At 63.5% G+C, this 13,510-nt stretch carries 7 protein-coding genes; 3 read left to right on the top strand and 4 right to left on the bottom strand.

What is annotated here, in order from left to right; genetic code table 11:
• Window positions 1–6 precede the first annotated feature (6 nt).
• Together BCA01S_RS11005 and BCA01S_RS11000 are read left to right on the top strand one after the other, a co-directional pair.
• On the top strand, window positions 7–1,395 hold the full coding sequence (locus BCA01S_RS11005) for an L-serine ammonia-lyase (protein WP_027776928.1): 1,389 nt from the start codon (window positions 7–9) through the stop codon (window positions 1,393–1,395).
• Between the two features lie 254 nt (window positions 1,396–1,649).
• The gene (locus tag BCA01S_RS11000) at window positions 1,650–3,368 is read left to right on the top strand and encodes a thiamine pyrophosphate-binding protein (RefSeq protein ID WP_027776927.1); all 1,719 of its coding nucleotides are present in this window, start codon (window positions 1,650–1,652) and stop codon (window positions 3,366–3,368) included.
• Window positions 3,369–3,466: 98 nt separating this feature from the next.
• Here the strand turns inward: BCA01S_RS11000 and BCA01S_RS10995 are convergent, their stop codons facing one another.
• On the bottom strand, window positions 3,467–4,615 hold the full coding sequence (locus BCA01S_RS10995) for a branched-chain amino acid ABC transporter substrate-binding protein (RefSeq protein ID WP_027776926.1): 1,149 nt from the start codon (window positions 4,613–4,615) through the stop codon (window positions 3,467–3,469).
• A gap of 170 nt (window positions 4,616–4,785) precedes the next feature.
• Window positions 4,786–8,724 (bottom strand): trifunctional transcriptional regulator/proline dehydrogenase/L-glutamate gamma-semialdehyde dehydrogenase, encoded by a 3,939-nt coding sequence (gene putA, locus BCA01S_RS10990; protein WP_027776925.1) that lies wholly within the window; start codon window positions 8,722–8,724, stop codon window positions 4,786–4,788.
• A 303-nt stretch (window positions 8,725–9,027) separates the two neighbouring features.
• On the opposite strand from putA, the gene BCA01S_RS38475 reads away from it, so the two are divergent.
• A complete protein-coding gene (locus BCA01S_RS38475; RefSeq protein ID WP_167455745.1) occupies window positions 9,028–9,198 on the top strand; it encodes a hypothetical protein in 171 nt (56 codons plus the stop codon).
• A 377-nt stretch (window positions 9,199–9,575) separates the two neighbouring features.
• Here the strand turns inward: BCA01S_RS38475 and BCA01S_RS10980 are convergent, their stop codons facing one another.
• Together BCA01S_RS10980 and hemE are read right to left on the bottom strand one after the other, a co-directional pair.
• Entirely contained in the window at window positions 9,576–11,822 is a 2,247-nt protein-coding gene (locus BCA01S_RS10980) for a primosomal protein N' (RefSeq protein WP_027776924.1), read from the bottom strand.
• Window positions 11,823–12,297: 475 nt separating this feature from the next.
• On the bottom strand, window positions 12,298–13,398 hold the full coding sequence (gene hemE / locus BCA01S_RS10975) for a uroporphyrinogen decarboxylase (protein ID WP_027776923.1): 1,101 nt from the start codon (window positions 13,396–13,398) through the stop codon (window positions 12,298–12,300).
• Window positions 13,399–13,510 lie beyond the last annotated feature (112 nt).

Here is a 13,510-nt window from a genome sequence, read left to right as displayed (position 1 = left end):
GCAGTAATGGCAGTCAGCGTGTTCGATCTCTTCAAAATCGGCATTGGTCCGTCAAGTTCGCATACGGTCGGGCCGATGCGCGCGGCGCTGATGTTCGCCCAAGGGCTCGAACGCGATGGGCTGCTGCCGAACACCGCGTCGGTGAAAGTGGATCTTTACGGGTCGCTCGGCGCAACAGGCAAAGGGCACGGCACGGATCGCGGCGTGATGCTCGGCCTGATGGGCGACGCACCCGACACGGTCGACCCCGACACGATCGCGCAACGGCTCGAAGCCGTGCGCACCACGCGCAAGCTCGAACTGCTCGGCACGCATGAAGTGCCGTTCGTGCAGAAGGATCACATCTCGTTCTACCGGCAAGCGCTGCCCGAACATCCGAATGGGCTCAAGCTGCGCGCGTTCGACGCGCAAGGCGAGACGCTGCGCGAATCGACGTATCTGTCGGTGGGCGGCGGCTTCGTGGTGACGGCCGGCGCACCGAACACCAAGGTTCTTGCCGCCGTCGACCAATTGCCGCACTCGTTTCGCACCGGCAATGAGTTGCTCGCGCTGTGCGGATCGACCGGCAAAAGCATCGCGCAACTGATGTGGGAAAACGAGCGGGTCTGGCACACGGAAGAAGAGACCCGTGCGGGCCTTCTGAAGATCTGGGACGTGATGCAGTCATGCGTATCGCGAGGCTGCGGCATCAACAATCCGGACGCGGACGGCAACTTGCCCGGCCCGTTTCAGGTGAAGCGCCGCGCGCCGCAGTTGTATCGGGCGCTATCGGGCAATCCTGAGCTTGCGCTGCGCGATCCGCTGTCGATGATCGACTGGATCAATCTCTACGCAATCGCGGTCAACGAAGAAAACGCCGCCGGTGGCCGCGTCGTCACCGCGCCCACCAACGGCGCTGCCGGCATCATTCCCGCGGTGCTGCATTACTACACGCGGTTCATGCCGGGCTCGAACCAGCAAGGCGTGATCGACTTCCTGATGACGGCGGCTGCGATCGGCATTCTGTACAAGTTGAACGCGTCGATTTCCGGCGCCGAAGTCGGCTGCCAGGGGGAGGTAGGCGTCGCCTGCTCGATGGCTGCAGGCGCACTCGCCGCCGTAATGGGCGGCACGCCGAAGCAGGTCGAAAACGCGGCGGAAATCGGTATGGAGCACAACCTCGGGCTGACGTGCGATCCGGTTGGCGGCATGGTGCAAATTCCGTGCATCGAGCGCAATGCGATGGCGTCGGTGAAAGCGGTCAACGCGGCGCGCATGGCACTGCGCGGCGACGGCAGTCATTACGTGTCGCTGGATTCGGTCATCAAGACCATGCGCGAAACCGGCGCGGATATGAAGACGAAGTACAAGGAAACGTCGCGCGGCGGTTTGGCGGTGAACATCGTCGAATGTTGATGGTTGACTGCACGATGTCCGGTGCTGACCGTTGATCGGCAACGCGGCGTATTGCGAAGTGGACGAGACGCGGGCCCCAGGGTCCGCGTTTTTATTTGCATGTTTGCCGATGGCGCCGGCTGTGCGAGCGCGCATTGCGCTGCGCCGTGACACCGGGTGCGCTCCCAGCGTAAGCTGTCGGGGCGCCGGTCGGCCGATCATGCAGTCGATGCCGACGCAACCGCACTCATGTACTGTCTGGAGGCCTCATCGCAATGTCGCAGCCGAATGCTCCCGTTTCCGATACTGCCGCCGCTCGAACCACTGGCGCGCGCCTTGTTGTCGACGCTTTGCTCACACACGGTGTCGAACGTGTTTTCTGCGTGCCCGGCGAGAGTTTTCTCGCCGTGCTCGATTCATTGCACGACGAAACGGAGCGCATCCAGACCATTGTCTGCCGTCACGAAGCGGCGGCCGCGAACATGGCGGAAGCGATCGGTAAGCTGACCGGGCGCCCGGGCGTCGCGCTCGTCACGCGAGGACCGGGTGCGACGCACGCATCGATTGGCGTGCACACCGCGTTTCAGGACTCCACGCCGATGATCCTGCTGATTGGGCAATGCGCGCGCGAGCATCTCGATCGCGAGGCTTTCCAGGAGATCGACTATCGGCGCATGTTCGGTCAGATGGCGAAATGGGTCGCGCAGATCGACGATCCGAGGCGCATTCCCGAATATCTGAGTCATGCGTTCTACACGGCGACTTCCGGCCGGCCGGGCCCCGTGGTGCTTTCTTTGCCCGAAGACGTGTTGAGCGATGCATGCGACGCCGTACCGGGCGCGCCGCGTTATCAGCGCGTGGCCGCGTCGCCGTCGACCGCGCAGATCGGTAAGCTGCGCGAATTGCTAGAGAGCGCGCAACGGCCAATGGTGATAGCGGGCGGAAGCGGTTGGACGCCCGCGGCCTGCGCGGACTTGCAACGCTTCGTCGAGAACTGGCAATTGCCTGTCGGCCTTGCGTTCCGCTTCCAGGACACGCTCGACAACGAGCATCCGAATTATGCCGGCGATGTGGGACTCGGCATCAATCCGGCGCTGGCCGGGCGTATCCGCGATGCCGACCTGCTGCTCGCGCTCGGTCCTCGCCTTGGCGAAGCCACGACGAACGGCTATACGTTGCTCGACATTCCCAAGACGAAGCAAACATTGGTTCACGTGCACCAGGGCGCGGAAGAGCTGGGGCGGGTTTATGCCGCCGATCTGCCCATCGTCTCCGGCATGCCTGAACTTGCGGCGGCGCTCGCGGCGTTGGAACCGTCTGCCGGAAAGCTGACTTGGGCGGGCGCAGCGGAAGAAGCGCATCGCGCATATCTCGAATGGCGCAAGCCCCGGCCGATTCCCGGCGACGTGCAAATGGGAGAAGTGATCCAGCAACTTCGAGCGCATCTTCCGAATGACGCAATACTGACGAACGGCGCCGGCAATTACGCGACGTGGTTGCATCGGCATTTTTCGTATCGTCAATACCGCTCTCAACTTGCGCCCACGAGTGGCGCGATGGGCTACGGCGTGCCGGCGGCGATCGCGGCGAAGTCGCTGTATCCGCAGCGCGCGGTGGTCGCGCTGGCGGGCGATGGCTGCTTCATGATGGCCGCGCAAGAACTCGCGACGGCGATGCAATATGACCTGCATGTGCTGTTCATCGTCGTGAACAACGGTCACTTCGGCACGATCCGCATGCATCAGGAGCGGCACTATCCGAATCGCGTGCACGGCACCGGGCTCACGAATCCGGACTTCGCGGCATTCGCGCGATCGTTCGGCGCGCATGGCGAAACCGTTGAACGCACCGAAGATTTTCTACCGGCGTTGCAGCGTTCATTGGAGGCGAAATGCGCGGCGGTGATCGAGATCCGCATGCCGCAGGAGGCGAGCACGCCCGGCGCGACGTTGGAGCAGATTCGGGAGCAGGGGAGGAAGTTGCGCGGCGAGTAAGCGCAACCGTGCGGCGGAAAAGCGCCCGGTACGAAAGTCCATAAAAAAACCCCGCCGAAGCGGGGTTCTCAACATCGAGCCGATCTGCAAGGAAAAGCTTACTTCCCGCCCACGCTTTGCAGCGTCGTCCACTTGCCGTCGACAACCTTGTACAGCGTGATGCCGCCGTTCTTCAGATCACCCTTCGCGTCGTACGAGAGGTTCGACGACGTCACAGCCGGCATCGACGTCTTCGCGAGCACCGGCAGGTACTTGGCCGGATCCGTCGAGTTCGCCTTCTTCATTGCCGCGAACATGGCCATTGCGCCGTCGTAAGCGTACGGCGAGTAGGTTTGCACGTCTTCGTTGAAGCGCTTCTTGTACTTGGCGACGTAGTCCTTGCCACCGGGCATTTCTTCCAGCGGCAGGCCGGCAAGCGATGCCACCGTGCCGTTCGCCGCGTCACCCGCGATCTGGATGAACGTCGGCGTGTGAACCATTTCGCCGCCCATCAGCGGCGCCTTGATGCCGAGCGCCTTCATCTGCTTGACCATCGGTGCCGCTTGCGAATCTGCGCCGCCGTAATAGATCAGGTCCGGATTGGCCGCCTTCAGCTTGGTCAGGATCGACTTGAAGTCCACGGCCTTGTCGTTCGTGTATTCGCGATCGACGATCGTACCGCCCGCTGCCTTCGCCGCCTTCTCGAACTGATCCGCCAGACCCTGGCCGTAAGCCGTGCGGTCGTCGACGATCACGATCTTCTTCACGCCAAGCGTCTTGACCGCGAACGTGCCCGCGACCGAACCTTGCTGCGTGTCGGACGTCATCATACGGAACGTGGTCTTGAAACCTTGTTGCGTGTATTCAGGCGCCGTTGCCATCGCGATTTCGGGAATGCCAGCGTTCGCGTAGATGCGCGAAGCCGGGATCGTGGTGCCCGAGTTGAAGTGGCCGAGCATGCCCTTGATGCCGTCGTCCACCAGCTTCTGCGCGACGGTGGTGCCGGTGCGCGGGTCAGCCTGGTCGTCTGCCGAGTCGAGCACGAAGCGAACCGGCTTGCCGCCGATCACCGGCTTCGTTGCGTTCATGTCTTCCACAGCCAGCGTGATGCCGTTCTGGAAGTCTTTGCCGTAGTGCGCCTGCGCGCCCGTCATCGGACCGGCGAAACCAATCTTCACGTCGTCCGTCGATTGAGCGTTGGCCGTCCCCGCCAGCGACATCGCCGCAACCAGCGCTGCGCCTGCCAGCTGTGTCATCTTGTGTTGCATATCTTCTCCTTGGTACCAGGTGTGGATGGAGCGGCTTTCGGGATCGCCGTTACCGCTTCCGTTCTAATGACCGCCCCCAAATCCTGGCGCATCGCGCCAGGCCCCCCGAGGGGGCGCAAGAAAACTTGGGGCGGCCCGGCGTTTTCTTGCCAGTAATCGATGAGGTTCGCTCAACCGATCGTCATCAAATTCGCATTGCCACCGGCGGCTGCCGTATTCACGCTGACCGAGCGTTCCGTCAACAGACGTTCGAGCGCGTAGTCTTCGTCGCCGCTCTCCAGCGCGCGCGACGCGACGCCTTGCACCGACACAATCGGTCCGGGACGCTTCGCGACTTCCTTCACGAGCGTCAGCAGTTCGTCGCTGTCGCCTTCGAACAATACGGCGTCGAACGGCGTCTCCGCGTTCTTGCGCACGCTCGCATAAGACTTCAGCGAAGCGGGCAACTGCGTCACCAATTGTTCCCCAGCCGCGCCTTCGAACAACGCGCGATTTCCCGTAGCCAGCACGGCGGCAAACTGCGCGCGCGCACCGCTCGCGGTCGACGCAATACACAACACCGTGCCGCGCGCACCCAGCGTGTAAGTGTTGCGCTCGCCAGTCGGCCCCGACAACACCGCAGTCGCGCCAGCCGGCATATGCGACAGATAACCGTCGCAACGCGCAGCAAGTTGAGGCTCGCGCTCGGCAATCAGCCAGTCGCGCAACGCCGTCAGCGCGGCGGACGGATTGTCGCCTTTTTCGGCTGCTTGCGGTACATCTACGATCAGCGCCTGCGCGAGCGACTTCGGCAAGCCTGCCGGACGCGTCGCGAGCAGACGCTGCAGATACAACGCACCGCCGGCCTTCGGCCCCGTGCCCGACAAACCTTCGCCGCCGAACGGCTGCACGCCGACCACCGCGCCGATCACGTTGCGATTCACGTAGATGTTGCCGACATGCGCGCGGCTGATCACGTGAGCAATGGTTTCGTCGATGCGCGTATGGATACCGAGCGTCAGGCCATAGCCCGTCGTGCGGATCTGCTCGAGCAGCGTGTCGAGCTGGCTGCGGCGGTAACGCACCACATGCAGCACGGGCCCGAACACTTCGCGCTTCAATTCGTCGATGCTGTCCAGCTCGATCAGCGTCGGCGGCACGAACGTGCCTTGCGCGCAACCCTCCGGCATCGGCAGTTGCTCGACCTTGCGGCCCTTCTCACGCATTGCCGCGATATGCGCGTCGATGCCACGCTTCGCGTCAACGTCGATCACCGGGCCGACGTCGGTCGACAGGCGATCCGGATTGCCCACCGTCAGTTCGCGCATCGCCCCCGTCAGCATTTCCAGCGTGCGGTCGGCAACGTCATCCTGCAAACAGAGAACGCGCAGCGCCGAACAACGTTGACCGGCCGAATCGAACGACGACTGCATCACGTCCGCCACCACCTGTTCAGCGAGCGCCGACGAATCGACGATCATCGCGTTCTGACCACCGGTTTCGGCGATCAGCGGAATCGGTTTGCCTTCCGGGTCGAGACGGCCCGAGAGCGTTTTGTTGATGAGACGCGCGACTTCGGTCGAACCGGTGAACATCACCGCACGCGTGCGCGGGTCGGCGACGAGCGCGGCACCGACCGTTTCGCCATTGCCCGGCAGTAGTTGCACGGCGCCGGCAGGCACGCCGGCTTCGCGCAGAATGCGCACGGCCTGGGCGGCGATCAGCGGCGTTTGCTCAGCCGGCTTCGCGAGCACGGTGTTGCCGGCTGCGAGCGCGGCGGCTACCTGGCCCATGAAGATCGCGAGCGGGAAATTCCACGGGCTGATACACACGACAGGTCCGAGCGGACGATGTGTGTCGTTTGAAAATTCGCTGCGAATTTGGGTCGAGTAGTAGCGCAGGAAGTCGATCGCTTCGCGAATTTCCGACACCGCGTTCGCGAGCGATTTGCCCGCTTCGCGCACCACCAGGCCCATCAGCGTATGCATCTGCGCTTCGAGCAGATCGGCGGCACGCGCGAGGCAATCGGCACGCGCTTCTACCGGCGTCGCCTGCCAGATCGGCGCTGCGGCAACCGCGTGCGTCAATGCGGCGCTCACATGTTCCGCGCTCGCTTCGACCACCGTGCCGACGAGGTCGCGATGGTCCGCCGGATTGCGCACGTCGCGCGCATTGCCCAAGGCAATCTGATCGTCGGCCAGCATCGGCGCGGCGCGCCACGGATGATTCGCGCTCGCCAGCAACGCCGACGACAGCGACGCCAGACGATGCTCGTTCGACAGATCGAGACCCATCGAGTTGAGACGCTCCGCGCCGTACAGATTGCGCGGCAGCGGAATCTTTGCGTGCGGCGCACCGAGTGGAACGATCTTCGACGCTTCTTCGACCGGATCGGCGATCAGATCCTGGATCGCGACGTTTTCATCGGCGATGCGATTGACGAACGACGTGTTTGCGCCGTTTTCCAGCAGACGTCGCACGAGATACGCGAGCAGCGTTTCGTGCGTGCCGACCGGCGCATACACGCGGCACGGACGGTTCAGCTTGCCGGCGGAAAGCGGGCCCGTCACTTCTTCATAAAGCGGCTCGCCCATGCCGTGCAGACACTGAAACTCGTACTGACCGGGATAGTAGTTGTTGCCCGCGAGGTGATAGATCGCCGACAGCGTGTGCGCATTGTGCGTGGCGAATTGCGGATACACCGCGTCGGGCGCGCCGAGCAGCTTCTTCGCGCACGCGAGATACGACACATCCGTATAGATCTTGCGCGTGTAGACCGGATAGCCTTCGAGGCCGTCCACTTGCGCTCGCTTGATTTCGGTGTCCCAGTACGCACCCTTCACGAGGCGCACCATGATGCGATGACGGCTGCGGCGCGCGAGGTCGACAATGTATTCGATCACGAACGGGCAGCGCTTCTGATAAGCCTGCACCACAAAACCGATACCGTTCCAACCGGCGAGCTCCGGATCGAAGCACAGCGCTTCCAGCAGATCCAGCGAGATTTCGAGGCGGTCGGCTTCTTCGGCGTCGATATTCAAGCCGATGTCGTAACGGCGCGCGAGGATCGCAAGCGAACGCACGCGCGGCAGCAACTCGCTCATCGTGCGCTCCTGTTGCGAGCGCGAGTAACGCGGATGCAGCGCGGAGAGCTTGATCGAGATGCCCGGACCTTCGTAGATCCCGCGGCCGCCAGCTGCCTTGCCGATCGCGTGGATCGCCTGCTCATACGACGCGTAGTAACGCTGCGCGTCCGCTTCGGTCGTGGCGGCTTCGCCGAGCATGTCGTACGAGTAGCGGAAACCGCGCGCTTCGTATTTGCGGCTGTTCGCCAGCGCTTCCGAAATGTTCTCGCCGGTGACGAACTGCTCGCCCATCAGGCGCATCGCCATGTCCACGCCCTTGCGGATCAGCGGCTCGCCGCCCTTGCCGATCAGTCGCGTAAGCGCCGACGAGAGGTTCGTCTCGCTGTTGGTCGTGACCAGCTTGCCGGTGATCATCAAGCCCCAGGTCGCAGCGTTGACGAACAGCGACGGCGCCTGACCGACGTGCGATTTCCAGTCGCCCTTGCTGATCTTGTCGCGGATCAGCGCGTCGCGCGTCGCGCGATCGGGAATGCGCAGCAAGGCCTCGGCGAGGCACATCAGTGCGACACCTTCCTGGCTCGACAGCGAGAATTCGTGGATCAGCCCCTCGACGCCGCCGCCCTTACTCTTGCCGCGCAGCGTTTCGACGAGCTTCGCGGCGAGCGCTTGCACGTCGCCCGCGAGATTGGCCGGCAAGCGCGCCTGACCCAGCAGGAACGGCACGCATTCCGGCTCCGGCCGGCGATATGCCGCGGTGATTGCCGCGCGCAACACCGATTGCGGTTGCACGTTCTGCGCGAAGTCGAGGAACGGGTGCGCCGCACCGTCCTCGTCCGGTTCGACCGACGCGCCGTCAGCCATGTCGGCGGCACCTGCCACGCCCGACAGTTCCGGCGGCAGTTGTCCCTGCTCGATCTTTTCCAGGTACGCGAAAATCGCCTGCTTGATCAGCCAGTGCGGAGTGCGTTCGAGGCGGGTGGCGGCATCTCGCAGCCGGGAACGCAGGAGGTCGTCGACCTTGACGCCAAGGGTGGTGCTAGCCATGTTTCCTTCTTCGGATACCAGACTAAATGCTGGCGAAAGACAAAAGTTGGCCGAATCGTACCCCTCCCAATAAAAAGGTGCAACCGACATATGGAAACGGTTGCACCTTTCTCAATCCCTTGCCTGGCGGGGCTTTCCGTCCAGTCTTCGTGAGAGCGCGAAGGCCGGTAAGGATCGGTATTTTCCCTGGCCTTATTTCTTTTCTTCGAGCCCTTATCAAACCGGCGGGCGCGCCGTTATAGAGGACATAGCGGGCGCGGGGTCATGCGCGCACAAAAACGGTACGGGGTGAGGACAAGCGAAATGGAAAAGTGGCTGGTCGTATTGGGCATCTGGGCGATGTGCGCAACCTGCGCTGTGCTGTTTATCCGCGGCGCGACGGGCGGCTCAGACAAACGTGATGCGTCCGAAGGTCGGGGACGTGCGACGTCGGCCGCATCATCCGGTGACGCGCAGGCGGCATTGAACGATTGAGCGCGGCAGCGACGTGGTTAGCTACGTGGTGTGTCCGGATGCCCGGCTTGCCGGGGGCGGGTTCGCGGCGCGTTTGTGAGATCTGCCGGCCGTTGCCGCCGGGAAGTGAGAAGTGAACACTGTGAGATCCACCATGCTTTGTTCCAGCGACTACAGATCTTCCGCACGCTATCGACAACTCGCGGCACGCGGTGCGCACGTTTCGTCGCGGGCGTCGGCAGTGTTGGGTACGCGGACAGCCACGCGCGCCGCGAATTCCGCCGCAAGCTATTCGAACACGGTCCGAGCACGCGCCCGGAGCGCGCGCAGCCGCTGTCGATAGTCATTGTTTGCTGATCCGAGTCCCGCCGACGCAAACCGGAGGCAGAGACGCCAGCTCAAATATCAAGTGGGTCGACTTCGAGGTTCCAGCGAAGCACGCCCTTCAAACCGCGCAACAACGGCTGCCACGCGCGCAACGTGGCCTGCAGCGCCGCGCGCGACGCACTTTCTATCAGCAACTGCGCGCGGTGGACGTGCATCACCTTGACGATGGTGAGCGGCACTGCGTCGTAGACGGTCACGCGTTCGGCAGCCGCGATGCCCGTCAGTTCGGCCGCGGCCTGCTGCAGAAAAGCGAGCGCAGCCTCGAGCGTGCGGCCTTCCGCACGCAGCAACGCCTGATACACGAACGGCGGCAAATGCGCGTCGCGCCGCTCGGCCAACGTCGAATTGGCGAAGCCGACGTAATCGTGGCGCCCAAGCGCGTGATAAAGCGCATGGCGCGGATAACGCGTCTGCACCAGCACCTCACCTGGCAAACCTGCGCGCCCGGCGCGGCCGCTGACTTGCATCAGTTGCGCGAAGAGGCGTTCGCTCGCTCGAAAGTCGTGGGAAAACAGTGCGGTGTCGGCGTTCAGCACGCCAACTAGCGAAACGCGCTGGAAGTCGTGTCCCTTTGCGATCATCTGCGTGCCGACCAGAATGTCGACTTCGCCCGCATGCACGTCGGAAAAGAGCGCCTGCGCGCTGCCTTTGCGGCGGGTGCTGTCGGCGTCGATGCGCAGCACGCGGGCGCCGGGCACCGCGCTCGCGAGCGTTTCTTCGACGCGCTGGGTGCCGCGACCCATGGGTGCAATGTCAACATTGCCGCACTCGGGACATGCGCGCGGAATTCTCGACTCCCAACCGCAGTGATGACAGCGCAGCGCGCGCTCCGGCTTATGTAAAACGACATACGCGCTGCAACGCGGACAGCCGGCGACCCATCCGCAGGCATCGCAAGCCAGCTGTGGCGCGTAGCCCCGGCGATTCAGAAACACGAGACTCTGTTCGCCGCGCTCCAGCCGCGTCTTCAGCGCGGCAATCAATGGGCCGGACAATCCTTCCACTGAAGCGCGTCCGCGCCGCCGCTCGTCCTCGAGATCGATCAGACGCACAGTGGGCAACACGGCATCGGCGACCGCGCGGCGCGACAACGTGAGCCGCTTGTAGCGCCCCTGATCCGCCTGCCACCAGCTTTCGAGCGACGGTGTGGCCGATCCCAGCACGACCGGCAGTCCAAGCTGCTTTGCACGGTAGATGGCCAGGTCGCGCGCCGAGTAGCGCAGCCCTTCCTGCTGCTTATAAGCCGGATCGTGCTCCTCATCCACGACGATGATGGCGAGCCGAGGCAGCGACGCGAGCACCGCGAGGCGCGTGCCCAGTACGATCCGCGCATGGCCCGCATGCGCCGCGAACCAGTTGCGCGCGCGTTCTCCCTCGGCAAGACCGCTGTGCAACGTGACGATGGCTGTGTCCGCAAGCGCCGCGAAGCGGGCGTGGAAAGCCGCTTCGAACTGCGGCGTCAGGTTGATTTCGGGCACCAGCACGAGCGCTTGCGCGCCTGCATTGGCGGCAAGAATCTCGGCGAGCGCGCGTAGATAGACTTCCGTCTTGCCGCTCCCCGTCACGCCATGCAACAGGAACGGCGCGAAGCCGTGCGCGTCGCGAATGGCTTCGACGGCAGCGGCTTGTTCGTCTGTGAGCGTAGGAAGCGTCTGCGCAGGCGCCACCATGGCCGCGGCGGCGGGTGGCGCCGTGGCGGCATCGACCACGTCTAGCGCGACCCAGCCCTCGGCTTGCCATGCGGCGAGCGTGGAAATGGCTTTAGGGTGCAGCCCGCGGGCGTCGGCGGCGCTCAGGAACTCGCCAGCGGCAAGCGCCTGCGCCAGGTTTCGCAGCGCAGTCGCGCGCGCGGGCAGGGCGTCGGGCAAGGCCGTGCGGCCTTCCGACGTAAACCTGTAGCGCTCTTCCGGCGCGAGCAGCCGTGACCAACGCGAGGCGTCGCGCAGCGCTTGCGGCAGCGCCGGTAACGCCACTTCGCCAAGTCCACGTTGATAGTAATCGGCAGCAAAGGCAGCAAGCGCGAGCCATTCAGCCGACAGCGGCGGGCATGCGGTGCAAATGCCATTCACCGACCGGAGACGATCGGCGGGAACCTCACTGTGACCAGTTACTTCGCACACGAGGCCGACCACGTCGCGTTTGCCGAACGGCACGCTAACAAGCGTTCCCGGTACGGGCGACTGAGCCGAATCGCAACGGTAATCGAACAGGGTCGGCAGTGGATGGTCCAGTGCGACGCGGACGAACGCTTCGCTCATGCGGCTGCGCGGATGCTGGCAAGAGCGAATGGCGTCATTGCGCCGCAGGTGGCAGTCGAGATTGCCCCACTCTGAGGCGCGCCGCCGAAGTTAAAGTAAAGCTTCAAATTCGCCGCTAAGTTTTGGATTCCGCTGAACAATTGCTCTCGACCCCGCCTGCCTGTGGATAACTTTGTTGAGAACTTCGCTCTGAAAGCCCGGAAACCGCTTCGCAGCGGCGTTCTGTGGGGTTCCGCACACTTCGTCCGGAAGCCGCCAAACCCTTGCTACGTAAGGCCGAGATCAAATAAATGCGCGTTTTGCAAGGGTCAGGACAGGACTAAAGCTTCTACCGCGCCGCAGCGTGATAAATGTGTATAAGTCAAGTCTTGACAACTGCGAGACCGCCATCCGACGGCCCGCACGGTGCGAATTTTTCCTGAGTGGCAGAGCCCAGCGCGCTGCACCGCAACATAAAACGGCAATTATTACAGCATTAAGCCGGTGCGTGCGCGCCGCTGCGAATGGCGCGGCTATGACGATGGACCTCGTCGACGAGCTCCGCAACGTTTTCTGGCGGCGTGAATTGCGAGATGCCATGACCGAGATTGAAGACGTGGCCCGGGTGATTTCCGAAGCTGTCCAGCACGGCGCGCGCTTCCATGCGGATCGCCGCTGGCGGCGCGAACAACACTGACGGATCGATGTTGCCCTGCAAAGCCACCTTCGCCCCTACCCGTTCGCGCGCCTGACGCAGGTTGACCGTCCAGTCGAGACCGACGGCGTCCACGCCAATGTCCGCGATCTCATCGAGCCACAGTCCGCCGCCCTTCGTGAACGTGATCACCGGCACTTTTTCGCCGTCGTGCTCGCGCTTCAATTGACTGACGACCTGCTGAATATAGTGCAGGGAGAAGCGCTGATAGGTACCGTCCGCGAGCGCACCGCCCCACGTGTCGAAAATCATGACGGCTTGGGCGCCCGCTTCGATTTGTGCATTCAGATAAGCGGCAACCGAATTCGCGTTGATCTCGAGAATGCGATGCATCAGATCAGGACGGGCGTACAGCATGGACTTGACCGTGCGGAAGTCCGCCGAGCCGCCACCTTCGACCATGTAGCACGCCAGCGTCCACGGGCTACCCGAAAATCCGATCAGCGGCACGCGTTGACGGCCTTGAGCGTCGGTCAGCGCCGTGCGGATCTCGCGCACTGCGTCGGTTACATAGCGCAATGTGGCGTCGATGTCGGGCACCGCGAGTCGCGCCACGTCGTCTTCTGTGCGCACAGGGCGCGCAAACGTCGGCCCCTCGCCCGTGACGAACTCCAGACCCAAGCCCATTGCGTCGGGCACGGTGAGAATGTCGGAAAACAGAATCGCGGCGTCGAGCGGGTAGCGCTCGAGGGGCTGCAACGTGACTTCAGTTGCGAACGCGGGGTTCTTGGCCAGCCCGAGGAAGCTGCCAGCGCGAGCCCGCGTGGCGTTGTATTCCGGCAGGTAACGACCCGCCTGCCGCATCAGCCAGACAGGCGTGTAGTCAGTGGGCTGGCGCAGCAGCGCGCGCAGGAAGGTGTCGTTCAGAAGTTTATGGGCCACGTTGCGTGCGACTAGGAGCAAAGGGGCATTTTACCGGACAGCGCGCACCGCATCCTGCCTGATGCGGCCAATAACTGTGATTCGCGGACGGTTTGAAGCGCATTTTCCCGTT

Origin of the sequence: Paraburkholderia caledonica NBRC 102488, assembly GCF_000685095.1 — a bacterium.
GTDB lineage: Bacteria > Pseudomonadota > Gammaproteobacteria > Burkholderiales > Burkholderiaceae > Paraburkholderia > Paraburkholderia caledonica.
The sequence above is the reverse complement of the archived record's forward strand: the minus strand, read 5'-3'. Positions and strand labels throughout refer to the sequence as shown.